Source organism: Pseudomonas urethralis, assembly GCF_021602465.1.
In the GTDB taxonomy this organism is placed as follows: domain Bacteria; phylum Pseudomonadota; class Gammaproteobacteria; order Pseudomonadales; family Pseudomonadaceae; genus Aquipseudomonas; species Aquipseudomonas vlassakiae.
The window spans coordinates 42,639-65,537 of record NZ_BQIJ01000020.1 but is presented as its reverse complement, the minus strand read 5'-3'; the positions used below and the strand labels follow the sequence as shown (position 1 = coordinate 65,537).

Below are 22,899 nucleotides of genomic sequence, written 5' to 3'. Positions count from 1 at the left end.
CTTGCAAATGTACAAGTCTCGAAATACTGTATGAATATTCAGTATTTCGAGACATCCCCATGCAACTCATTGCCAAACTCGGCATTCTCGCCGATGCCGCCAAGTACGATGCCTCATGCGCCAGCAGCGGCGCGCCGAAACGCAGCTCGCGGGGCAGCGAGGGCATGGGCGCGACCGATGGCATGGGTATCTGCCACAGCTATACCCCCGATGGCCGCTGCGTATCGCTGCTCAAGGTGCTGCTGACCAACTTCTGCCTGTATGACTGCCAGTACTGCGTCAACCGCCGCTCCAGCAACGTCCCGCGGGCGCGCTTCAGCCCCGAGGAGGTGGTGCGCCTGACCCTTGATTTTTACCGGCGCAACTGCATCAGCGGCCTGTTCCTCAGCTCGGGCATCATCCGCTCGGCCGACTACACCATGGAACAGCTGATCCGTGTGGCGCGCCTGCTGCGCGAGGAACACCACTTCCGTGGCTACATTCACCTGAAGACCATCCCCGACGCCGACCCGCTGCTGATCGAAGAAGCCGGGCGCCTGGCCGACCGCCTCAGTGTCAACATTGAACTGCCCACCGACGCCAGCCTCAAGCGCCTGGCCCCGGAAAAGCAGGCACATACCATTCGCCAGGCCATGGGCGTGATCCATCAGGGGCAGCAGGCCGTGGCCGGTGAACCGAAGGCACCACGCTTCACCCCGGCCGGGCAGAGCACCCAGGTCATCGTCGGCGCCGACGCCACCGACGACAGCACCCTGCTGCGCAACGCCGAATCGCTGTATCAGGGCTACGGCCTCAAGCGCGTGTACTACTCGGCCTTCAGCCCGATCCCCGACAGCCCTGGCAGTGTACCGCTGGCCGCCCCGCCACTGCTGCGCGAACACCGCCTGTACCAGGCCGACTTCCTGCTGCGCGGCTACGGTTACAAAGCCGGTGAGCTGCTCGGCCAGGCTGGCAACCTGGCGCTGGACATCGACCCCAAGCTGGCCTGGGCGCTGGCCAACCGCGAGGTGTTCCCGCTGGATGTGAACCGTGCCGAGCCTGCGCTGCTGGCGCGCATTCCCGGCATCGGCCTGCGCAGCGTGCAACGGCTGGTGGCGCTGCGTCGCGAGCGGCGCGTGCGCTACGACGACCTGATCCAGCTGCGCTGTGTGCTGGACAAGGCGCGGCCGTTCATCGTCACCAGCGATTACCGCCCTGCCGATGGCGAGCTACGCAGTGGCTTGCTCAGGGCACGCCTGCGTGAACCCCAGGCGCCGCAGCAGATGGGGTTGTGGGGGTGATTGCGCTCGATTGCGATGACCTGTTCGCCACGTGGCGCAACCAGGCGCGTACCCTGCTCGGGCATGGCATCGACCCTGCCGACGTGACGTGGGCACAAGGCCCGATCCAGGACCTGCTGGCGCAGCCCACTCCCCTGCCCGAAGGCCCCGGCCCATTCCGTGCCAAGGTGCCGGCCGCGTTGCTGACGCAACTCGAGCAGGCGGCCCGCTACCGCGGCGAACAACGCTGGAACCTGTTGTACGAAGTGCTCTGGCGCGTGGCCCATGGCGACCGTACCGCAATGCTGGCGGGTGACCGCCTGGGCAGTGAGTTGCAGCGGCGCATCAAGCAGGTCAGCCGCGAGGCGCACCACCTCCACGCATTCGTGCGTTTCGTGCCGCTGCCCCAGACGCTGGCCGAGCGGTTGCAGCTGGACCTGGTGGCCTACCACGAACCCGCTCACGACATCCTGGAAAGCGCCAGCGCGCACTTCGCCGACCGCCTCGGGCGCCAGCGCTGGCTGATCGCAACCGCGCAGGATGGCATTCGCTTCGATGGTCAAGCATTCGATTATCGACGCCTTTGCCCCGACGATTGGCGGCAATGGGCGCACAATGCCAACGACCCCGGCGCTGAACTGTGGCGTACCTATTACCGGCACACTTTCAATCCGGCCCGGCTCAACCCTGACGCGCTGCGCCTGCACATGCCGGGACGGTTCTGGCGGCACCTGCCGGAAGGCATGCTGATTCCACAACTGGAAGGCCTGGCACGACAAGGCAAGCAGCGCGACGGGCAGGCAATCGAAGTGGCCAGCCAGCGTGGCAAGAAGATCACCCGCACCGGGTGATTTGTGAAAATTTTGTAATGGATCTGGCACACCACCTTCCCAAGGTGCGACACATCCTGACAAACTAACTGCTAATCATTCTCATAATTAGTTACGTTAGCGAAAGTCAGGAGCCTGCTTATCATGTTGTCGCCCCTTGCGCACACGCGCCCCTTCACCGCCCATCATGCGCTCGCCATGGCCGTCTGCATGGCCATGGCCGCGCCCACACTGGCCGAAGACGCTCCAACCACGCTGGAGCTGGGCGCGACTGAAATCAGCTCGGACAGGCTGGGCAGCACCACCGAAGGCTCGGGCTCCTACACCACCGGCTCCATGTCCACCGCCACCAAGCTGCCGCTGAGCATGCGCGAAACGCCCCAGGCGGTGACCGTGATCACCCGCCAGCGCATGGACGACCAGGCCATGACCAGCATCAACGATGTGGTCAAGGCCACGCCTGGCCTGTTCCTCGACTACTCCAGCGGGCCAGGCCGGCAGACCTACACGGCTCGCGGCTTCGACATCGACAACCTGATGTACGACGGTATCCCCAGCGGCTACACCGGCTACGTGGTCGGTGCCCAACCGAACCTGGCGATGTTCGACCGGGTCGAGGTGGTGCGCGGCGCCACCGGCCTGGTCACCGGTGCCGGCAACCCGTCGGCGGCGATCAACCTGGTGCGCAAGCGGCCGCTGGCCGAGCAGAAGGTCACCCTGACCGGCGCCGCCGGCAGCTGGGACGACTACCGCGGCGAGGTCGATGCCTCCAGCCCGCTCAACGACAGCGGCACCCTGCGCGGGCGGGTGGTGGCGTCCTACCGTGACGCCAACAGCTATATCGATGATGTCGAGGAAAACCATGGCCTGTTCTATGCGGTGAGCGAGGCGGATTTGTCCGACGACACCAGCCTGATGCTCGGCTTCTCGCACCAGACGGACAAGACCAATAATTTCTGGGGGGCCATGCCCACTGCGGTGGATGGTCACCACCTGGGCTTCTCACGTTCCTACAACCCAGGCAGCGACTGGGAGAACAAGGACCAGCAGATCGATACGGTGTTCGCCGAGCTGCGCCAGCGCCTGGCCAATGACTGGAAGCTGCAGGTCAATGCCAACTACGCGCAGCAGCAAGGCACCTTCACCGGGTCCTACCAGTCGCGCTGGGCCGGGCTGCAGGCGCCGCTTGAACGCACGGTGTACCAGTCCAGGCACCAGGAAAACCAGGCCGGCCTGGATGCCTTCGTCAGCGGGCCGTTCGACTTGCTTGGCCGTAGCCACGAACTGGTGGTCGGCGCCAGCAAGCGCATCTACGACATGGACACGCGCAACTACAGCCCCTACGACATGCACTGGCCGCTCAACGGCAGCAAGCCGAACTTCGTGCACACCGGCAACCAGCGTGAAGTCACCACCCAGGACGGCGTGTACCTCACCACCCGGCTGAACCTCGCCGACCCGCTCAAGCTGATCCTCGGCGGGCGCCTGGACTGGTACGACTATGACAACCGCGATGGCGACGGCGACTACAAGGTCACCCGCAACGTCACCAAGTATGCAGGCCTGATCTACGACCTCGACGACCATCACTCGGTGTACGTGAGCTACAGCGACATTTTCACCCCGCAAAGTTCCAAGGATACTTCCGGTACTCCGGTGAAACCGATCGTGGGCAAGAACTACGAGGTCGGCATCAAGGGCGAATACTTCGACGGCGCGCTCAATGCCAGCATCGCGCTGTTCCGCATCGACCAGGAAAACCGCGCCACCCAGGTATTCGTCGCGAACTGCCCGCAAACATCCTGCTACGAAGCCTCGGGCGAGGTCCGCAGCCAGGGTATCGACATGGAGCTGCAAGGTGCACTGACGGAGAACTGGCAGGTCGGGGGCGGCTACACCTACGCCCGCGCGCACACCATCAAGGACGCCGCCAACCCCGCCAAGGTCAATCAGCGTTTCGACACCGACACCCCGGAACACATGTTCAAGCTGAACACCGTCTACCACTTCCAGGGCCCGCTGGAGAAGCTGCGCATCGGCGGCAACATCGCCTGGCAGAGCCGCATCTACAACGACTTCACCGTGGCCGACGGCAGCGAGTACCGGCTGGTCCAGGGCGCCTATGCCGTCACCGACCTGATGGCGGGTTACCGGGTCAACCAGCACCTCGACCTGCAGCTCAATGCCAACAATGTGTTCGACCGCAAGTACTACTCGGCCGTTGCCAGTTCGGTAGATTACGGCGGCGACACCTGGGGCGCGCCGCGTAACCTGATGATGACGGCCAAGTACAGGTTCTAGTACTCACCGGCGGGGCGCTGGCGTGTGGGCAGTCACTGTTTCTGCTCGCGCTCGGCCAGCTTCTCCAGAAGCACCTTGGCCAGTGCCTTGTCAGAGAACGGGTTCTGACCCGTGATCAGTTCCCGGTCAACCTGGACATGCGGCTGCCAGGCCTTGGCATAGCTCATGGCACCGCCCGCCCCGGCCATGGCCTTGGCCGGGTAGAACTGCAAACGCTGCGGCGCGAGCGAGCGCTCGAAAACCTGCTCCTCGGGGTCAGAGAAAATCGTCATCCGATACCCCTGGTACACCCAGTCACGGGCCGCCGGCTGTTCGCCACGTGCCAGGGCAGCCTGGTAACGGGCCGGGTCCTGTTGCGCGGCCAACAAGGCGATAGGCCCGTGGCAGATGGCGGCGGTCGGTTTGCCGGCGGCGTGGAAATGGCGCAGCAAGGTGCCTACGTCGGGGTCGTTGGCCAGGTCGATCAACGGCGCATGGCCACCGGGGATGAACAGACCGGCATAGCGTTCCAGCCCGCCTGCCAGCAGTTCCTTCACTGACAAGGTGTCGTCGATGCCTGGCAGGCCCTTGACGACTTGCTCGATGCGCCGCATTTCCGTTGCATCGCCAGCAAAGTACTGCGGGTCGACCGAGCGCACATCGACGCTTGGCGCATTGCCTTTGGGGGTCACCAGTACCAGTTTGTAACCGGCCTTGAGCAATTGATCGGCAGGTACGCCGAACTCGTTCAGGTAATAACCGGTAGGGTATTGCTTGCCGTCTTGCAGCGGCAGCTGGTGTTCACTGGATAACAGCACCACGATCTCGCCCTTGGGTGCGGCATGGCCCGTAGTGGCGAGCAGAGCACCGGCCATTGCCAGCGCCAGGGTATTGAGCTTGTTCATCGGTTTCACCTGAGTAGAGAGGGGAACTGGGCCCATCGTAATCAGGCCGCTAGAATTCGATAATTCGAAAGCTCTTATTCCTGTGATCCATAAAATGAATATCGCCAGCAAGGACCTCAACCTGCTGTACCTGTTCCACGTGCTCTACCAGGAACGCAACGCCACCCTCGCCGCCTCGCGCATGGCCCTGAGCCAACCGGCGCTGAGCCATAAGCTGAACAAACTGCGGCACCAGTTTGGCGACCCGCTGTTCGTGCGTGCCCCCCGTGGCCTCGCCGCCACCCCGCGGGCGCATGAGTTGGCCCCTGAGGTACAGCGGCTGGTCGAAAGCCTGGCCGCATTCTACGAACGCTGTGACGGCCAGGATTTTCTCGCCCGCCCGGCGCGCCTGCACCTGTACAGCACCGACTTCATGGAGCAGACCCTGCTGCCAAGGCTGCTGCCGATCCTGCGCCGCCAGGCGCCGAACCTGGTGCTGATCACCCACAACACCGCTGGCCAGTTGCCGCGCGAGGCGCTGGAAAAAGGCACCTGCGACCTGGCCATCGCGGGCTTCTTCACCGACCTGCCAGACACCTTCCATCAGCAACGCCTGCTCAGCGAGGACTTCGTGGTGCTGGCGTCGCGTAGCAACCCGCGCCTGCATGCGGGGCTCGATCTTGAGGCGTTTCTGGCCTGCGACCACCTGCTGACGACCCTCACCGGCGACCTTGACGGCCTGGTGGACCGTGCCCTGCGAGCGGCCGGGCGCAGCCGGCGAATCGTGGCTGGCTTGTCCAGTTTCATCGCCCCGACGCGACTGATACCGGGCACCGACCTGCTGCTCACCTGCCTGCGCTCGGTCGCCGAAGAGGCCGCCGAGAGGGAACCGGGGCTGTGCCTGCACCCTGTGCCCCTGAACGTGCCGAAGATCGAACTCATGCAGATCTGGCATGAGCGGACCCATGCCGACCCGCTGCGACAATGGTTTCGTCAACAACTGTGGGCCGTGGCGCAGCAATGACCGGCCTCAAGCCGAACGATCCGCCCGCGGTGCCGTCATAACCTTGGCCGGTGCCGCCACGCAAAGAGGACGCGAAATGACCCAGCCCGACCCGTCATACCTGCAATGGCTCGAAGACCGTTCGATGCTCAAGGCCTCACAGGAGCGAGCCCGCCTGTACTCCGGCCAGTCACGCCTGTGGCAGAACCCCTACGCCGAAGCCCAGCCACGCCGTGCCACCGCAATCGCCTCGGTATGGCTGACGGTCTACCCCGACGCGATCATCGCCCCCGAAGGCTGCTCGGTGCTCGCCGCCCTCGGCCATGAAGCGCTGTGGAAACGCCTGTCGGAGATTGGTGTGCAGGGCATCCACACCGGCCCCATCAAGCAGTCTGGCGGGGTTCGCGGGCGTGATTTCACACCCAGTATCGACGGCAACTTCGACCGCATCAGCTTTGACATCGACCCGCTCTACGGCAATGAACAGGAGCTGGTGCAGATGAGCCGCCTGGCCGCCGCGCACAATGCCGTGACCATCGACGACCTGATCCCCTCGCACACCGGCAAGGGCGCAGACTTTCGCCTGGCCGAACTGGCCCACGGTGCCTACCCCGGGCTCTACCACATGGTCGAGATCCGCGAGGAGGACTGGCCGCTGCTGCCCGAGGTGCCTGAGGGCCGCGATGCCGTGAACCTGTCGCCGGCCGAGTGCGACGAGCTCAAGTCGCGCCACTACATCGTCGGTCAGCTGCAGCGGGTGATCTTTTTCGAGCCTGGGGTCAAGGAAACCGACTGGAGCGCCACCGCGCCCATCACCGGGGTCGACGGCAAGACCCGGCGCTGGGTGTACCTGCACTACTTCAAGGAAGGCCAGCCATCCCTGAACTGGCTCGACCCCAGTTTTGCCGCCCAGCAGATGATCATCGGCGACGCCTTGCACGCGCTGGACTGCCTGGGTGCCCGCGGCCTGCGCCTGGATGCCAACGGCTTTCTCGGCGTGGAAACCCGTGCCAGCGGCAGTGCCTGGTCCGAGAGCCACCCGTTGTCGATCGTCGGCAACCAGCTGATCGGCGGCATGATCCGCAAGGCCGGCGGCTTCAGCTTCCAGGAGCTCAACCTGACCCTGGACGACATCGCGCAGATGTCCAAGGGCGGAGCCGACCTGTCCTACGACTTCATCACCCGCCCCGCCTACCAGCACGCCTTGCTGACCGGCGACACCGAATTCCTGCGCCTGATGCTCAAGGAAATGCACGCCTTCGGCATCGATCCGGCGTCGCTGATCCACGCCTTGCAGAACCACGACGAACTGACCGTCGAGCTGGTGCACTTCTGGACCCTGCACGCCCACGACATGTACCTGTACAAGGGCCAGACGCTGCCTGGCAGCATCCTGCGCGAGCACATCCGCGAGGAAATCTACGAACGCCTGTCCGGTGAGCATGCACCGTACAACCTGCGATTCGTCACCAACGGCATCGCCTGCACCACCGCCAGCCTGATCACTGCAGCATTGGGCATGCGCGACCTCGAACAGATCAGCCCGGCGGACATTGCACTGATCCAGAAGGTGCACCTGCTGCTGGTGATGTACAACGCCATGCAACCGGGCGTGCTCGCACTGTCCGGCTGGGACATGGTCGGCGCCCTGCCACTGCCGGCCGAGGCGGTGGCCGAGCGCATGGCCGACGGCGATACCCGCTGGATCCACCGCGGCGGCTACGACCTGGCCGGGCTCGCCCCGCAGGCAGAGACATCGGTGCGCGGCATGCCGCGCGCGCGCTCGCTGTATGGCAGCCTCGACAGCCAGCTGGACAACCCCGCGTCGTTCGCCAGCCAGGTGAAGAAACTGCTGGCCGTGCGCCAGGCCTACGGCATCGCCACCAGCCGCCAGGTGCTGGTGCCCGAGGTCAGCAGCCCGGGGCTGCTGGTGATGGTGCATGAGCTGCCGGCCGGGCGTGGCATCCAGATCAGTGCGTTGAACTTCGGCCAGGCGGTGATTGCCGAGGAGCTGCAATTGACCGGTTTCACTCCCGGGACGGTGGTGGACATGATCAACGAAACGGTCGAAGGCGACCTCAGCGAAGACGGCCGCCTGATGATCAACCTGGACCCTTACGAGGCCCTGTGCCTGCGGATCGTGAACAGCAGCGGGCACCTCTGAGGCCGGCACAGGCAACTTGCATTTGCCGCTCCATGGGCATAGCTTCCTGATGTTTTCCCACTCTGTGCCCAGGAGCAACTCCATGTACACCGGCATCGTCCAGGCCGTCCGCCCTCTGCTTGATGTGACCACCTACCCGGGCCACAACCAGTTCACCATCGACCTCACCCCGGAGCTGCTCGACGAGCTGAAGATCGGCGCCAGCGTCAGTGTCGAAGGAACCTGCCTGTCGGTCACTGAAATCGACGGCACCCAGGTCAAGTTCGACGCCATGACCGCCACGCTCGAACGCACCAACCTGCGCTGCTTCAAGGCTGGCCAGGGTGTCAATATCGAGCGCTCGGCGAAAATGAACGCCGAAGTGGGTGGCCACCTGATGGCCGGCCACATTGCCACCACCGCCGAGGTCGTCGAGCTGTCGATCAAGGAAACCGGCGCTTTCATCACCTTCCGCATGCCACCGCAGTGGGGCAAGTACGTGTTCCCGCGTGGCTTCATCGGTGTCAACGGTTGCAGCCTGACCGTCGCCGATGTCGAGGACAACGTGGTGACCATCAACCTGATCCCCGAGACCCTGCGCCAGACCACCTTCGCCCGCTACCAGGCCGGCGAGCTGCTGAACATCGAGGTGGACCACCAGACCATGGTGCTGGTGGATGTGGTGGAGCGCACCATCAAGAGCACCCTCGCCCGCGAATTGCCGCACTGAAGCCCGCACATGCTGCCCAACGCCCACCCCGCGCGCACGGCCAGGCGCCTGCGCCTGCACGTGCTACGGGGCCGCGTCGGCCTTGGCCTGGTGGCCGGCTTGTCGGTGCTGGCGGGCATGACGGATGCCATCGGCCTGCTGGCATTGGGCGACTTCGTCTCGTTCATGAGCGGCAACACCACGCGCCTGGCCGTGGCCATCAGTGACGCGGACCTGGCCATGGTGCTGCGTCTGAGCGGCGCCGTGCTGGGCTTCGTGGCCGGCAACGCGCTGGGTGTCATGCTGGCACGTGGCTTCAGACGCCGAGCCTGGCCCGTGTTGCTGGTGGTCGCCACACTGCTTGCCTGCGCCGCGGGATGGCCGTTTGCGGCGACGTTCCCGGCGCTGCTGGCGGCCACCTTGGCCATGGGCATGATCAATGCGGTAGTGGAGCAGGTGAATGGCCTGCCCATCGGCCTGACCTACGTCACCGGCGCCCTGTCGCGCTTCGGCCGCGGCCTGGGCCGCTGGCTGCTGGGCGAGCGGCGTAACGGCTGGCGGGTGCAACTGGTGCCCTGGGCCGGCATGCTGCTCGGCGCTGCCCTGGGTGCCTGGTTACAGCAGCGCCTGGGCCTGCAGGCAATGGCCGGCAGCGCCGCGCTGGCCTGCCTGCTGGCGCTGGTGTCGCGCTTCATTCCGCGCGCCTGGCAGCGCGGCTACATGCCGCGCTGAGCCTCAGTCGATACGCGGGTGCTGCTGCGCCAGCACCTGGCGCTTGGCCTCAAGCTCGGCGATCTGCGCGTCGATATCTTCGATCTTCTGCTCGATGTTGTCGTGATGCTCCTGCAACAGTTCGCGCGCTTCTTCGATGTCCGACGCCGCAGGCGCTGCGCCACGCAGCGGCTTGTTGGCGGTTTCCTTCATGGTCACGCCGGTGACCAGGCCGACCACGGCGATCACCATCAGGTAGTAGGCCGGCATGTACAGGTTGCCGCTGCTTTCCACCAACCAGGCGGCGAGCGTCGGGGTCAAGCCGGCGATCAGCACCGAGATGTTGAAGGCACTGGCCAGGGCGCTGTAGCGGATGTGCGTGGGGAACATCGCCGGCAAGGTCGAGGCCATCACACCAATGAAGAAGTTCAGCAGCACGGCGATGATCAGCAGGCCGGCGAAGATCAGCCCCAGCGCGCCGCTGTTGATCAGCATGAACGCCGGGATGGCCAGGGCGAACAGCCCGACGCTGCCGACCACGATGAACGGGCGGCGGCCATACTTGTCGCTCAGCAGGCCGATGATCGGCTGCACGAACAGCATGCCGACCATGATCGCGATGATGATCAGCACGCCGTGGTCTTCGCTGTAGTGCAAGTTGTGCGACAGGTAGCTGGGCATGTAGGTGAGCAGCATGTAATAGGTGACGTTGGTGGCGATCACCACGCCGATGCAGGTGATCAGGCTGCGCCAGTGCTGGGTGGCAACCTCCTTGAACGACACCTTCGGCCCCGAGGCCAGGCCTTCGCGGTCACCCTGCTCGAGTTTGTCCACGTGTTGCTGGAACGCGGGGGTTTCTTCCAGGGCGTGGCGCAGGTAGAGGCCGATGATGCCCAGCGGCAAGGCCAGGAAGAACGGCAGGCGCCAGCCCCATTCGAGGAACTTCTCTTCGCCGAGCACGGTGGAGATCAGCACGACCACCCCCGCCCCCAGGACAAAGCCGGCAATCGAGCCAAAGTCCAGCCAGCTGCCGAGGAAGCCGCGCTTGCGGTCCGGGGCGTACTCGGCAACGAAAATCGATGCCCCGGTGTACTCCCCGCCCACCGAGAAGCCTTGGGCCATCTTCGCCAGCAACAACAAGATCGGCGCCCAGATGCCGATCGAGGCGTAGGACGGAATCAAGCCGATGGCAAAGGTGCTCAGCGACATGATCACGATGGTTGCGGCGAGGATCTTCTGGCGCCCGAAGCGGTCGCCCAGGGCGCCGAAGAACAGCCCGCCCAGCGGGCGAATCAGAAATGGCACCGAGAACGTGGCCAGTGCCGCGATCATCTGCACGCTGGGGTCGGCATTGGGGAAAAACACTTTGCCCAGTGCATAGGCGACGAAGCCGTAGACACCAAAATCGAACCATTCCATGGCGTTGCCCAGAGCGGCGGCGGTGATCGCCTTGCGCATCTTGGCGTCGTCGACGATGGTGATGTCCTTCAAACCGATCGGCTTGACACTTTTCTTGCGAGATTTCATGCCCGTTTCCCTGTTGCTGATAGCTCTATGGGATCTGATACAACGGGACACTAAATAATTCAGCGCTTAGTGCTTTTTTGTCTGTGTTGAGTGATGTGGTGATGCGGGAACCGAGCGCCGCGCGGGCGGCGCTCGATCTCGCCGGCGACAAACCTCTAGAGGCGATCAGATCCCATCACGGGCCAGGTCCATGGCGAAATAGGTCAGGATCAGGTCGGCACCCGCGCGCTTGATCGCGCCGAGGCTTTCACGCACCACCCGGCCTTCGTCGATGGCACCGGCCAGGCCGCCGAACTTGATCATCGCGTACTCGCCACTCACCTGATACGCCGCCAACGGCAGGCGCGAGGCGGCGCGGATGTCGGCGATCACGTCGAGGTAGGCACCGGCCGGCTTGACCATCAGCACATCAGCCCCTTCCTGCTCGTCAAGCAGCGACTCACGCACCGCTTCGCGGCGGTTCATCGGGTTCATCTGGTAGCTCTTGCGGTCGCCCTTGAGCGCGGTGCCACCCGCTTCACGGAACGGCCCATACAGCGACGAAGCGAATTTGGTGGAATAGGCCATGATCGCGGTGTCGTGAAAACCGGCACCGTCCAGGGCGCTACGAATGGCCTGCACCTGGCCGTCCATCGCCGCCGACGGAGCGATGAAGTCGGCACCGGCTGCGGCGGCGATGACCGCCTGCTTGCCCAGGTTGGCCAGGGTGGCGTCGTTGTCCACGCCATGGTCGTGCAGCACGCCGCAGTGGCCGTGGCTGGTGTATTCGCAGAAGCAGGTGTCGGACATCACCACCATTTCCGGCACGGTGTCCTTGCAGATGCGCGACATGCGCGCGACCAGGCCGTTCTCGTTCCAGGTGTCGCTGCCGGTGGCATCCAGGTTGTGCGATACACCGAAGGTCATCACCGACTTGATGCCGGCGCGGGCATAGCGCTCGATTTCCTGTGCCAGGCGTTTTTCCGGGATGCGGTTGACACCCGGCATGCTGGTGATTGGCACGAAGTCATCGATGCCTTCTTCGACGAAGATCGGCAGGATCAGGTCTTCCAGGCGGAATTCGGTTTCCTGGAAGATCGTGCGCAGGGATTCGTTCTGGCGCAGGCGGCGGGGACGAACGGACGGGAAACGGTTGGACATGACAGCTCCAGGGCATTTTTTAACGGCGTATACCTTATGCCTGTCGGGCGCCAGTGAAAAGGCCGGATGACGAGATTATGTCTTGCGTCAAAAGTTATGAGCTTTTTCCTGTGCCGGCCTCTTCGCGGGCTCGCCCGCTCCCACAAGGATTGCTCAGGCCTTCGGGCTGGCGTCGTACCTGTGGGAGCGGGCAAGCCCGCGAAGAGGCCGGAACAGGAAAATCAATCTACTAACCTAGGCCCCCACCTCAGCCGCCTGTCGGTCCAGCCCATGGGTCTCGAGCATCCGCGCAATCTCGCCACTGCCATGCAATGCCTGGATGTTCGCATCCAGCGCCTTGCCCAGCTCGGCATTGCTCAACATCTACGGATCGATCACCGAGGCGATCCTCAACGTGTTGGACTGCTGGCTGAACAGCGAACTGTTCGACTCGCAATGTGAGCGTGGAACCGGCGGCACATGAGCTGGAGCGCTCCTGCCAGCGCAACGACTTTGTGCCGCTTGGCGCTTGAGCTCAATCATGCCGCGACGGCGATAGTCGAGTCCCAGCGCTGCATGGGCGCCTCGGCAAGCAGGTTGGTACTGGCTGCTTGCGGGGCGGCAGCCTCCTTGATCAATCACACATCACCCAGCCTTCTTGCTACTGACAAGAAACGCTTCGATCGCACGCCTGACCTCGTGCCATTGCACAAGTTTTTCTGGCGACATGGTAACTTTCACCTTCAAGATCCCGCTTATCAAAAACGTCATTTCACAAGCATAAAAATCGGGTTCCCGCGCCTGCCAATTGCAAATAATGACAGAGGAAACCTCCTCTAGTGCTTCGCTCCAAAAGATTCTCCTGCTTCGCCTCCCCCAAGCGTAATCGCTTCCCACATTCCGATAGAGACCTAGCTGACTGTCATATTCAACAATCGGCGCATCCCCAAATGAGCGCATCTCCAGCAATTGGTCTCGCCATTGCCGCAGGTCGATTTCATTGACCGCAATCGGAGTAACCGCAACCAACAAACCTCCCCGATCCAAAAGCCGTTCATAAATCCGATGGTTGCCTGCCGGCTCCAACTTCGGCCAATTCATCGCAATGAAAATTGACTTGATACTGATATCGCAGTCGTTTTTCTTTACATAGTATGCACCCTTTGTAGACCTTTCCTCGTATTCCGGCCAAAACGGAAAATAGAGCCGGGAGAACTCATACACCTCGCCCGCCAGTTTTCCGCAGAAAACTGGAGGAGACACATAAGACTGCGCTGGTTTTGTATACGCATGATAGATCAACCAAGCATATAGAATGACCCGCATCGCCAAGATCAAACCTGCACAGACTCTCAGCGTTTGCCATGCGACAACGTATAACCGAACCGCATAAGCCTTCAGCATTGGTGAACCGCCGTCAGTATTTGAGCAACTGAAAATGGCCAGTCATCAGTTGCGAACTCATGACTGAGCTGTTCGATTTCAGATAGTTCGGACATCTGCCCACCCCATGTGCGACTTGAAACAGGGGCAGATAGTAGCGCTTGGCAATAGGATAATAGCCCTACGCAGGCCAGACTTATCCTGTAGGAAGATTCCGAGAAGAGCGAATTTATGCGTAGGAATTTATTACCTGCAAAGTAGGATTATATGCAGGAACATTAGAATTGAAGCGGATTAGTGGCGCTTACTCAATTTACATGCCAGCTCCTTCAGAGCCCCACCCTACCCAGATAATGGTGGAGCCCCGAAAAGAGCGAAATGCTCGGCAGTGCACGTGCGGTCAAACCATTACTGCATCCAAGGCGGCGTCGGCTCTTCAGCCTTGGCCGGCCCATGCTCGGCCTCATCCCGCGCCGCACGGCGGCGGGCTTCATCGCGCAGAGTGGCGTCGATTTCGCGCATTACCCCGGCCACGTCGGCGGCATGGTCGTCTTCCTCGAATTGCCCGCTCAGCGGGCTGTCTGGCCGCAGTTCGCCAGCTTCGTACAACGCCCACATCTCATCGGCGTAGCGGGTGGCCTTGAGCTCCGGGGCAAAACGCCCGAAGTAATGCGCCATGTTCGCCACGTCCCGCTGCAGCATGCTGAACGCATGGTTGTTGCCCGCTGCGTCCACCGCCTGTGGCAGGTCGATGATCACCGGGCCGTCAGGGCCGAGCAGCACGTTGAATTCAGACAGGTCGCCATGCACCAGCCCGGCGCAGAGCATCAGCACGATCTGGCGGATGACGAAGGCATGATGCTCACGGGCCTCTTCGGCCTCCAGGTGCACGTCGTTCAAGCGGGGCGCGGCATCGCCGTCGGCGTCGGTGACCAGTTCCATCAGCAGCACGCCGTCCTGGAAGTCGTACGGCTTGGGTACCCGTACGCCGGCATTGGCCAGGCGGAACAGCGCCGCGACTTCGGCGTTCTGCCAGGCGTCTTCGGCTTCTTTGCGGCCGTACTTGCTGCCCTTGGCCATGGCCCGGGCCTGGCGGCTGTTGCGGACCTTGCGACCCTCCTGGTATTCGGCGGCCTGGCGGAAGCTGCGCTTGTTGGCCTCTTTGTAGACCTTGGCGCAGCGGACCTGGGCACCGCAGCGCACCACGTAAACGGCCGCTTCCTTGCCGCTCATCAAGGGCCGCAGTACTTCGTCGACCAGGCCGTCTTCGATCAGTGGTTCGATTCGTTTTGGTGTCTTCATCAGGCTGCGTTCGGGGGTCCTGGCTGGGGTGGTGGACATCCTCTCACAGCCTGCCGAGAGTTGCTCGTTTGTCTGCGCGGGCCCTTTCGCGGGTAAACCCGCTCCCACAGGTGAAACTCAAACTTCAGGCACTGCAAAACCCTGTGGGAGCGGGTTCACCCGCGAAGGGGCCGGAAGCCCTAGCCCAATACTTCTCGGCTGTAATCACCGTCGACCAACCGCAACAGCCCCAGCGGATTCCCGTCCTTCAACGCCTCCGGCAGCAAGCCATCCGGATAGTTCTGGTAACACACCGGCCGCAAGAAGCGATCAATGGCCAACGTACCCACCGAGGTCCCCCGCGCATCGGACGTGGCCGGATACGGCCCTCCGTGCACCATCGCATCACTTACCTCGACCCCGGTCGGATAACCGTTGACCAATAACCGGCCAGCCTTGCGTTCAAGCAACGGCACCAGCGCTGCGTACCGTTCCAGATCCTGAGGTTCGGCAATCAGCGTTGCGGTCAGTTGCCCATGCAAGGCGCCCAACGCACGGCGCAGCTCAGCTTCGTCAGCCACTTCGACCACCACCGTGGTGGGGCCAAAGACTTCTTCCTGCAGCAGTTCATCACCCTCCAACAGCAAGCTGACATCGGCCTGGAACAGCTGCGCATGGGCCTGATCACCGCCCTGCTCGGCCCCTGCCAGGTGGCGTACACCCGGGTGCTGGTGCAGGCGCGCCACACCACTGGCATAACTGCGCAGAGTGCCAGCATTGAGCATGGTCTGCCCCGGCTGGTCGGCCATGCGTGCAGCCAGTGCGGCCACGAACGCCGAGAAAGCGGGCCCGGCCATGCCGATAACCAGCCCCGGGTTGGTGCAGAACTGCCCGCAACCCAGTACCACCGAAGCCGCCAGCTCCGCCGCCACCTGCTCGCCCCTGGCCTGCAACGCCGCCGGCAGTACCAGCACCGGGTTGATGCTGCTCATCTCGGCAAACACCGGGATCGGCTGCGGACGCGCTGCCGCCAGGTCGCACAAAGCCCGGCCACCCTCGAGCGAGCCGGTGAAGCCGACCGCCTGGATCGCCGGGTGGCGCACCAGCGCTTCGCCCACGCCGGCGCCGTAGATCATGTTGAACACCCCGGCTGGCATGCCAGTGGCTTCGGCGGCGCGCTGGATCGCCTCGGCGACATACTCGGCGGTGGCCATGTGGCCACTGTGGGCCTTGACCACCACCGGGCAACCGGCAGCCAGCGCAGCAGCGGTATCACCGCCTGCCGTGGAGAACGCCAGCGGAAAGTTGCTGGCGCCGAATACCGCCACCGGGCCGACGCCGGTGCGGTACTGGCGCAGGTCAGGGCGCGGCAGCGGCTGGCGCTGGGGCTGGGCGCGGTCGATGCGGGCGCCCAGGTAGTCGCCACGGCGCAGCACCTGGGCGAACAGGCGCAACTGGTTGCTGGTGCGGCTGCGTTCGCCCTGGATGCGTGCGGCGGGCAAGGCGGTTTCGCGGCAGACCGTGTCGATGAAGGCCTCGCCAAGCGCATCCAGCTGCCCGGCAATGGCATCCAGAAACTGCGCACGGCGCTCTGGCGCCAAGCCGTTGTATTCGGCAAAAGCCTGCTCGGCGGCGCAGGCGGCGGCATCCACCTCGTCAGGCGTGGCCTGGGTGAAGACGACCGGCAGGGCCTCGCCCGTGCGTGCATCGAAACTCTGCAGGCGCACGCTGCCTGCGGCGCTGCGGGCACCGCCGATGAAGTTGCTTCCCGACATGCTTGACTCCTGTGACAACGATTGAAGGCTCAAAGGCTTTTCACCAGGCCTGGGCGCACCGCGTGTTCAGAGGCAACGATGCCATTGCGCAGCGGCTCGCCGAAGGCGTCCAGGCTGACCTCGAACGTGTCCCCCGGCCGGGCCTGGATGCCGTCGGCGAACGACAGCGTGGCGGTGCCGAAATAATGCACATGGACATCGCCCGGGCGCAGGAACTGGCGGTACTTGAAGTGGTGGAACTCCAGGTTTTCGAAGCTGTGACACATGTTCTGCTCACCGGACAGGAACGGCTTGCTCCACAGCTCCCGGCCGTCGCGCAAGATGCGGCTGCGGCCTTCCAGGTGCGCCGGCAGCGCGCCCAGGCGCAGTTCCGGGCCGAAGCTGCAGGCGCGCAGCTTGGAATGCGCCAGGTACAGGTAGTTGCGCCGCTCCATCACGTGGTCGGAGAACTCGTTGCCCAGCGCGTACCCCAGGCGGAACGGCGTGCCGGCCTCGCCAATCACATACAGCCCGACCAGCTCCGGCTCCTCCCCGGCATCTTCGGCAAAGGCCGGCAGCGGCAAGTCGGCACCGGGGCGCACGACAATGGCGCCATCGCCCTTGTAGAACCACTCCGGTTGCGCGCCCTGCTCGCCTGCGGGCGGCCGCCCGCCTTCAAGGCCCCACTGGAACATGCGCATGCTGTCGGTGACGGCACCCTCGGCCTGCTGCTGGTGCATCTTGTCGCGGGTGGCGGCGCTGCCCAGGTGAGTCAGGCCGGTGCCGGTGACCAGGCAGTGCGCCGGGTCTTCGTGGTCCAGAGGTGGCAGCACTCGGCCTTCGGCCAGGAGCGCCAGGTAGTCATGGCCCTCGCCCAGGCCCGCGGTCTGCACCTGGCTGACCAGGTCGCGGCCTGCCGCAATCGCCTGCAGCGCCAGTTCGCGGGTGCTGCTCACACCGCGGATTTCCAGGGCGCACTTGCCTTCCACCACGCCGACCCGGCGCTGGCCGGCGGCAGTTTCGAATTGGATCAGTCGCATGCTTGTGCTCGCTTGTCGGTTGCAATGTTCACGGATGCCTGGCGCTGGCGGCGCTCGAGGCGGTTGTAGACGACACCGGTCAGCACCAGCCCGAACAGCATCATCACGGCCAGGAAGTACAGGCCCGAGGACAGCTGGCCGGTGTGTTCCTTGAGCGCGCCGATGCCGAACGGGCCGAGGTAGCCGCCGAGGTTGCCGATCGAGTTGATCAGGGCGATGCCGGCCGCCGCGCTGGCGCCGGAAAAGAAACGCCCAGGCAAGGTCCAGAAAATCGCCGTGCAGGAGAACAGCGCGAAAGCCACCAGGCACAACGCGGCCAGCTGCATCGCCGGCAGGGTCAGCCAGGCGCTGAAAAACAGCCCCGTCGCGCCCAACGCATACAGCAAGCCCAGGTGGCCATAGCGGTCGTTGAGGCGGTCGGAGCTGCGCGGGATGATCAACAGGCCGATGATGCCGAACAGGTACGGCACTGCCGAAACGAAGCCAGTCACCAGGTCACTGCCACCGAACTGGTGGATCAGCGTCGGCAGCCACAGGCCCAAGCCATAGATGCTCAAGGTCACCGGCAGGTAGAACAGCGCCAGCAGCAGCACCCGGCCATCCTTCAGGGCGTGCAGCGGGTTGCCGTGGCGGATCTGGCCGAACGCACGCTGGTCTTCGGCCAACTGCTCCTTGAGCCAGTTGCGCTGCGCATCATCCAGCCAGCGCACCTTGTCCGGGCCGTCCGGCAGCAGGCGCAGGGTCGGCCAGGCCAACAACACGGCGGGTGCGCCGATGCAGACGAACAGCCACTGCCAGCCATGCAGGCCGAGGTTGCCATCCAGGCCCAGCAAGGCGCCCGACAGCGGCCCGGTGATCAGCATCGCCAGCGGTTGCGACAGGATGAAGAAGCCGAGGATCTTGCCGCGATGGCGCACCGGGTACCACTGGGTGATGTAGTACAGCACGCCAGGGAAGAACCCCGCCTCCGCCGCGCCGAGCAGGAAGCGCATCACGTAGAAGCCGCTGGGCCCGGTGACGAACGCCATGCCGACGGTGATCGCACCCCAGGTCAGCAGGATGCGGGCAAACCAGCGCCGTGCGCCAAAGCGATCGAGCAGCAGGTTGCTGGGGACTTCGAACAGAAAATAGCCGATGAAGAACAGCCCGGCACCCAGGCCGTAGGCCGCATCACCGAGGCCGATGTCGGCCCCCATGTGCAGCTTGGCAAAGCCCACCGCCGAGCGATCGACGTAGGCCACCAGGTAAAGCAGGACCAGAAAAGGGATGAGTTTCAGGGTGATCAGGCGGACGAGCCGCTGCTCCTGGATCATGGCGAGGTCTCCGATTGTTCTTGTAATGGGGACAGCACATGGCCGGGGTTTCAGGGGCAGGCCTCCGGCGCGGTAAAACGAGCATATAGTATTACTATTTAAACCAACAAGCCTTCACACTGATGATTTTTAGCGATAGAGTCGAGTGACAACGATAAATAGTAATACTAATAAGGTGTCCGTCATGTCTGATAGCAAACGCCCCCTGCGCTCCGCCCAATGGTTCGGCAGCGCCGACAAGAACGGCTTCATGTACCGCAGCTGGATGAAGAACCAGGGCATTCCCGACCATGAGTTTCAGGGCAAGCCGATCATCGGCATCTGCAACACCTGGTCCGAGCTGACCCCGTGCAACGCGCACTTTCGCAAGATTGCCGAGCATGTGAAGAAAGGCGTGCTGGAGGCCGGCGGCTTCCCGGTGGAGTTCCCGGTGTTCTCCAGCGGCGAGTCCAACCTGCGCCCCACCGCGATGCTCACCCGCAACCTGGCGAGCATGGACGTGGAAGAAGCCATTCGTGGCAACCCGGTGGACGCCGTGGTGCTGCTGACTGGCTGCGACAAGACCACCCCGGCCCTGCTGATGGGCGCCGCCAGCTGCGACGTGCCGGCGATCGTGGTCACCGGCGGGCCGATGCTCAACGGCAAGCACAAGGGCCGCGACATCGGCGCCGGCACCATCGTCTGGCAGATGCATGAGGCCTACAAGGCCGGGCAGATCGACCTCAACGAGTTCCTTTCGGCCGAAGCCGGCATGTCGCGCTCGGCGGGCACCTGCAACACCATGGGCACCGCCTCGACCATGGCCTGCATGGCCGAAGCCCTGGGCACTTCGCTGCCGCACAACGCAGCGATCCCGGCGGTGGACTCGCGCCGTTACGTGCTCGCTCATCTGTCGGGCATGCGCATCGTCGAGATGGTCAATGAAGACCTGCGCCTGTCGAAGATTCTCACCCGCGAAGCCTTCGAGAATGCCATCCGCGTCAACGCCGCCATTGGTGGCTCGACCAACGCGGTGATCCACCTCAAGGCCATCGCCGGGCGCATCGGCGTCGACCTGCAACTGGAAGACTGGACTCGCGTCGGCCGTGGCACGCCAACCCTGGTCGACCTGCAGCCGTCCGGGCGCTTCCTGATGGAAGAGTTCTACTACGCCGGCGGCCTGCCTGCGGTGATCCGCCGCCTGGGCGAACACAACCGGCTGCCCAACCCCACCGCGCTGACCGCCAACGGCAAAAGCCTGTGGGACAACTGCCAGAACGCACCGCTGTATGACGAAGACGTCATCCGCCCGCTCGACAAGCCGCTGGTGGCCGATGGCGGCATCTGCATCCTGCGCGGCAACCTCGCGCCCAAGGGCGCGGTGCTCAAGCCCTCGGCGGCAACCCCGGAACTGATGCGCCACCGTGGCCGTGCGGTGGTGTTCGAGAACTTCGAAGACTACAAGGCGCGCATCAACGACCCGGCGCTGGAGGTCGATGCCAGCTCGGTGCTGGTGATGAAGCATTGCGGCCCGAAGGGTTACCCGGGCATGGCCGAAGTCGGCAACATGGGCTTGCCAGCCAAGCTGCTGGCCCAGGGCGTGACCGACATGGTGCGCATCTCCGACGCGCGCATGAGCGGCACGGCGTATGGCACCGTGGTCCTGCATGTGGCCCCTGAAGCTGCGGCGGGTGGGCCGTTGGCGGCGGTACGCGAAGGTGACTGGATCGAACTGGACTGCCATGAGGGCCGCCTGCACCTGGATATTTCCGAGGCGGAACTGGCTGGCCGCCTGGCAGATCTGCAGGTGCCGCAGCCGTTGATCAGCGGGGGCTATGCGAAGTTGTACATCGACCATGTGATGCAGGCCGATGAAGGTTGTGACTTCGACTTTCTGGTGGGCTGCCGAGGCTCCGCTGTGCCCAGGCACTCCCACTGAACCTGCACTGGCACTGCTCTTGTAGGCGCGGCCTTTGTGGGAGCAAGGCCCGCGCTCGATCGGTGATGCTATGATGCCCACCCCGCTCCGATGGACCGCCAGCACCCCACATGAACTACCGCCAGCCCACCACGCGCAAGAGCATGCACGCCACCCTGGTCCAGGACCTCGGCCTGCAGATCGTATCCGGCCAGCTCCAGCCGGGGCAGAAACTGCCCGCCGAGGCCAGCCTCTGCGAGGCCTATGCGATCAGCCGGCCGGTGTTCCGTGAAGCGATGCGCGCCCTCACCGCCAAGGGCCTGATCGAAGCCCGCCCCCGTGCCGGCACCCTGGTGCGCCCGCGCCACGCCTGGCACATGCTCGACCCCGACGTGCTGCACTGGCTGATGCAGGCTACGCCGCAGCAAGAGTTCTTCAACACCCTGTCCAGCGTGCGTTGGGTCATCGAACCTGCCGCCGCCGCACTGGCCGCGACCAATGCCAGTGCCGAGGATGTCGCCTCGATCAGCGAGGCCTATCAGCGCATGGAAGCCGCACGCACCCACGAAGAGCGCCTGCAACCGGACCTGGACTTCCACGCACGTATCGCCGACGCCACCCACAACGACCTGCTCGCCTACCTGTGCAACATGCTCTCGCTGGCCTTGCGCGAGTCGGTGCGCTACTCCAACCAGCGCCCCAACTTCGACGAACTGGCCCTGCCGCGGCACAAGGCGATCCTCACGGCTATCCAGAACGGTGACGCCCTCGGCGCCCGGCATGCTTCGCTGGTGCAACTGGAAGATGCCCGGGTTGCGTTGAGCAAGGTGCTCGGCCAGGACCCGATCGGCTAAGCCTCACCGCCGCTGCAAGTAGCCCTGCAGGTAGTCGATGAACGCCAATACCTTGCCGCTGGCACGCCGGTGGCTGGGGTAAACGGCCAGGATGTCTTCACCGAACGCATCCGGCTCGATCACGCAGTGCTCCATCACCCGCACCAGCCGCCCCTCCTGCAGGTAGCGGCGCACGCTCCACTCCGGGGTGTGCAGGATGCCGTGGCCTGCCAGCGCATTGCGCAGCAACAAGTCGTAATTGTCGCTCTCCAGCCGCGCTTTCTGCGGGTATGGCAGGCGCATGCGTACGCCGTCGCACTGCATCCACCAGAACTTCGCATCCAGCGCCGGGTGAAGGTACTTGAGCCATTGGTGCTGGCCGATGCTGTGCGCCGTTATCGGCAGCGGGTTGCGTTCGAGATAGCCGGGGCTTGCGCAAAGAAAGATGCGGTTCTTGCCGATGACCCGGGCAATCAGGCCCGGCAGGTCGCTGTGCCCTTCGCGCAGCGCCAGGTCGTAACCGGCTTCGATCAGGTCGATGAAGGCATCGGACAATTCCACCCGCAGCTGAATCTGCGGATACTCGCCCATGAAGCCGGCACAGGCATCAGCCAGGAACGCCCGGCCAAATGCCAGCGGCGCGGTCAGGCGCAGCGTGCCGGACAACCCCTGCAGCTGGCTGATCTCTTCGCCGGCCTCGTGCAGGCTCTTCAACACCTGCCGGGCGGTGTCCAGGTACAGCCGGCCGGCTTCGGTCAGCACGATGCGCCGGGTGCTGCGCTCGAACAGCTGGCTACCCAGTTCACGCTCCAGGTGCGTGACCGCCTTGGTCAGCGCCGAAGGCGTCTTGCCCAGCGCCTCGGCGGCGCGGCTGAAGCTGCCGTGCTCGGCCGTGGCGACGAACATCGAAATCGCACCCAAGGTATCCATGCG

General features: G+C 64.1%; 18 protein-coding genes and 2 pseudogenes. 10 read left to right on the top strand and 10 right to left on the bottom strand.

Annotated elements, in window-relative coordinates:
* Window positions 1-59: 59 nt before the first annotated feature.
* The 3 genes from L6D64_RS24345 to L6D64_RS24335 all read left to right on the top strand — a co-directional run bounded on the left by L6D64_RS24345 (window position 60) and on the right by L6D64_RS24335 (window position 4,390).
* Complete coding sequence (locus L6D64_RS24345) at window positions 60-1,280, top strand: putative DNA modification/repair radical SAM protein (RefSeq protein ID WP_176509863.1); 1,221 nt, start codon at window positions 60-62, stop codon at window positions 1,278-1,280.
* Window positions 1,271-2,110, top strand: a complete 840-nt coding sequence (locus L6D64_RS24340; RefSeq protein WP_176509862.1) for a TIGR03915 family putative DNA repair protein — start codon at window positions 1,271-1,273, stop codon at window positions 2,108-2,110. Before L6D64_RS24345 ends, L6D64_RS24340 begins: the two co-directional genes overlap by 10 nt.
* Window positions 2,111-2,233: 123 nt before the next feature.
* Complete coding sequence (locus L6D64_RS24335; protein WP_176509861.1) at window positions 2,234-4,390, top strand: TonB-dependent siderophore receptor; 2,157 nt, start codon at window positions 2,234-2,236, stop codon at window positions 4,388-4,390.
* 32 nt (window positions 4,391-4,422) lie between these two features.
* Here L6D64_RS24335 and L6D64_RS24330 read toward each other — a convergent pair whose 3' ends face one another.
* Entirely contained in the window at window positions 4,423-5,274 is an 852-nt protein-coding gene (locus tag L6D64_RS24330; RefSeq protein WP_176509860.1) for a type 1 glutamine amidotransferase domain-containing protein, read from the bottom strand.
* A gap of 94 nt (window positions 5,275-5,368) precedes the next feature.
* Between L6D64_RS24330 and L6D64_RS24325 the strand changes: the two genes are divergently transcribed.
* From L6D64_RS24325 to L6D64_RS24310, 4 genes are all read left to right on the top strand, one after another.
* On the top strand, window positions 5,369-6,277 hold the full coding sequence (locus L6D64_RS24325; RefSeq protein ID WP_176509859.1) for a LysR family transcriptional regulator: 909 nt from the start codon (window positions 5,369-5,371) through the stop codon (window positions 6,275-6,277).
* 76 nt (window positions 6,278-6,353) lie between these two features.
* Window positions 6,354-8,420: a maltose alpha-D-glucosyltransferase gene (gene treS, locus L6D64_RS24320; RefSeq protein WP_176509858.1), complete on the top strand. Its 2,067-nt coding sequence runs from the start codon at window positions 6,354-6,356 to the stop codon at window positions 8,418-8,420.
* An 82-nt stretch (window positions 8,421-8,502) separates the two neighbouring features.
* Window positions 8,503-9,129, top strand: a complete 627-nt coding sequence (locus L6D64_RS24315; RefSeq protein WP_054887367.1) for a riboflavin synthase — start codon at window positions 8,503-8,505, stop codon at window positions 9,127-9,129.
* Window positions 9,130-9,138: 9 nt separating this feature from the next.
* Window positions 9,139-9,840, top strand: a complete 702-nt coding sequence (locus L6D64_RS24310) for a YoaK family protein (RefSeq protein ID WP_176509857.1) — start codon at window positions 9,139-9,141, stop codon at window positions 9,838-9,840.
* Window positions 9,841-9,843: 3 nt separating this feature from the next.
* Here the strand turns inward: L6D64_RS24310 and proP are convergent, their stop codons facing one another.
* The 3 genes and pseudogenes from proP to L6D64_RS28315 all read right to left on the bottom strand — a co-directional run.
* Window positions 9,844-11,346, bottom strand: coding sequence for a glycine betaine/L-proline transporter ProP (gene proP / locus L6D64_RS24305; protein ID WP_176509856.1), 1,503 nt, complete (start codon window positions 11,344-11,346; stop codon window positions 9,844-9,846).
* A gap of 165 nt (window positions 11,347-11,511) precedes the next feature.
* Window positions 11,512-12,486 (bottom strand): porphobilinogen synthase, encoded by a 975-nt coding sequence (hemB, locus tag L6D64_RS24300; protein ID WP_054887370.1) that lies wholly within the window; start codon window positions 12,484-12,486, stop codon window positions 11,512-11,514.
* A 234-nt stretch (window positions 12,487-12,720) separates the two neighbouring features.
* Window positions 12,721-12,843 (bottom strand): annotated as a pseudogene (locus L6D64_RS28315) (amino acid ABC transporter substrate-binding protein); the annotation flags it as partial.
* A 13-nt stretch (window positions 12,844-12,856) separates the two neighbouring features.
* Here L6D64_RS28315 and L6D64_RS24295 point away from each other — a divergent pair.
* Window positions 12,857-12,928: pseudogene (locus L6D64_RS24295) on the top strand (TetR/AcrR family transcriptional regulator); the annotation flags it as partial.
* Between the two features lie 182 nt (window positions 12,929-13,110).
* Here the strand turns inward: L6D64_RS24295 and L6D64_RS24290 are convergent.
* The 5 genes from L6D64_RS24290 to L6D64_RS24270 all read right to left on the bottom strand — a co-directional run bounded on the left by L6D64_RS24290 (window position 13,111) and on the right by L6D64_RS24270 (window position 19,236).
* The gene (locus L6D64_RS24290) at window positions 13,111-13,869 is read right to left on the bottom strand and encodes a hypothetical protein (protein WP_176509855.1); all 759 of its coding nucleotides are present in this window, start codon (window positions 13,867-13,869) and stop codon (window positions 13,111-13,113) included.
* A gap of 387 nt (window positions 13,870-14,256) precedes the next feature.
* On the bottom strand, window positions 14,257-15,150 hold the full coding sequence (locus tag L6D64_RS24285) for a PA4780 family RIO1-like protein kinase (protein WP_099815733.1): 894 nt from the start codon (window positions 15,148-15,150) through the stop codon (window positions 14,257-14,259).
* A 179-nt stretch (window positions 15,151-15,329) separates the two neighbouring features.
* Complete coding sequence (locus L6D64_RS24280; RefSeq protein ID WP_176509854.1) at window positions 15,330-16,904, bottom strand: aldehyde dehydrogenase (NADP(+)); 1,575 nt, start codon at window positions 16,902-16,904, stop codon at window positions 15,330-15,332.
* Between the two features lie 29 nt (window positions 16,905-16,933).
* The gene (araD1, locus tag L6D64_RS24275; RefSeq protein ID WP_176509853.1) at window positions 16,934-17,923 is read right to left on the bottom strand and encodes an AraD1 family protein; all 990 of its coding nucleotides are present in this window, start codon (window positions 17,921-17,923) and stop codon (window positions 16,934-16,936) included.
* Window positions 17,914-19,236, bottom strand: a complete 1,323-nt coding sequence (locus L6D64_RS24270) for an MFS transporter (RefSeq protein WP_176509852.1) — start codon at window positions 19,234-19,236, stop codon at window positions 17,914-17,916. The genes araD1 and L6D64_RS24270 overlap by 10 nt, the downstream gene beginning before the upstream one ends.
* 184 nt (window positions 19,237-19,420) lie before the next feature.
* Between L6D64_RS24270 and L6D64_RS24265 the strand changes: the two genes are divergently transcribed.
* Both L6D64_RS24265 and L6D64_RS24260 read left to right on the top strand, forming a co-directional pair.
* Complete coding sequence (locus L6D64_RS24265) at window positions 19,421-21,154, top strand: IlvD/Edd family dehydratase (protein WP_176509851.1); 1,734 nt, start codon at window positions 19,421-19,423, stop codon at window positions 21,152-21,154.
* Between the two features lie 110 nt (window positions 21,155-21,264).
* Complete coding sequence (locus L6D64_RS24260; protein WP_176509850.1) at window positions 21,265-21,987, top strand: FadR/GntR family transcriptional regulator; 723 nt, start codon at window positions 21,265-21,267, stop codon at window positions 21,985-21,987.
* A 3-nt stretch (window positions 21,988-21,990) separates the two neighbouring features.
* On the opposite strand, the gene L6D64_RS24255 is transcribed toward L6D64_RS24260, so the two are convergent.
* Window positions 21,991-22,896, bottom strand: coding sequence for a LysR family transcriptional regulator (locus tag L6D64_RS24255; protein WP_176509849.1), 906 nt, complete (start codon window positions 22,894-22,896; stop codon window positions 21,991-21,993).
* Window positions 22,897-22,899 lie beyond the last annotated feature (3 nt).

Coding starts and splice junctions, on each gene's coding strand:
- L6D64_RS24345 (WP_176509863.1), top strand. CDS start 60: ATGCAACTCATTGCCAAACTCGGCATTCTCGCCGATGCCGCCAAGTAC.
- L6D64_RS24335 (WP_176509861.1), top strand. CDS start 2,234: ATGTTGTCGCCCCTTGCGCACACGCGCCCCTTCACCGCCCATCATGCG.
- L6D64_RS24330 (WP_176509860.1), bottom strand. CDS start 5,274: ATGAACAAGCTCAATACCCTGGCGCTGGCAATGGCCGGTGCTCTGCTC.
- L6D64_RS24325 (WP_176509859.1), top strand. CDS start 5,369: ATGAATATCGCCAGCAAGGACCTCAACCTGCTGTACCTGTTCCACGTG.
- treS (WP_176509858.1), top strand. CDS start 6,354: ATGACCCAGCCCGACCCGTCATACCTGCAATGGCTCGAAGACCGTTCG.
- L6D64_RS24315 (WP_054887367.1), top strand. CDS start 8,503: ATGTACACCGGCATCGTCCAGGCCGTCCGCCCTCTGCTTGATGTGACC.
- L6D64_RS24310 (WP_176509857.1), top strand. CDS start 9,139: ATGCTGCCCAACGCCCACCCCGCGCGCACGGCCAGGCGCCTGCGCCTG.
- proP (WP_176509856.1), bottom strand. CDS start 11,346: ATGAAATCTCGCAAGAAAAGTGTCAAGCCGATCGGTTTGAAGGACATC.
- hemB (WP_054887370.1), bottom strand. CDS start 12,486: ATGTCCAACCGTTTCCCGTCCGTTCGTCCCCGCCGCCTGCGCCAGAAC.
- L6D64_RS24290 (WP_176509855.1), bottom strand. CDS start 13,869: ATGCTGAAGGCTTATGCGGTTCGGTTATACGTTGTCGCATGGCAAACG.
- L6D64_RS24285 (WP_099815733.1), bottom strand. CDS start 15,150: ATGAAGACACCAAAACGAATCGAACCACTGATCGAAGACGGCCTGGTC.
- L6D64_RS24280 (WP_176509854.1), bottom strand. CDS start 16,904: ATGTCGGGAAGCAACTTCATCGGCGGTGCCCGCAGCGCCGCAGGCAGC.
- araD1 (WP_176509853.1), bottom strand. CDS start 17,923: ATGCGACTGATCCAATTCGAAACTGCCGCCGGCCAGCGCCGGGTCGGC.
- L6D64_RS24270 (WP_176509852.1), bottom strand. CDS start 19,236: ATGATCCAGGAGCAGCGGCTCGTCCGCCTGATCACCCTGAAACTCATC.
- L6D64_RS24265 (WP_176509851.1), top strand. CDS start 19,421: ATGTCTGATAGCAAACGCCCCCTGCGCTCCGCCCAATGGTTCGGCAGC.
- L6D64_RS24260 (WP_176509850.1), top strand. CDS start 21,265: ATGAACTACCGCCAGCCCACCACGCGCAAGAGCATGCACGCCACCCTG.
- L6D64_RS24255 (WP_176509849.1), bottom strand. CDS start 22,896: ATGGATACCTTGGGTGCGATTTCGATGTTCGTCGCCACGGCCGAGCAC.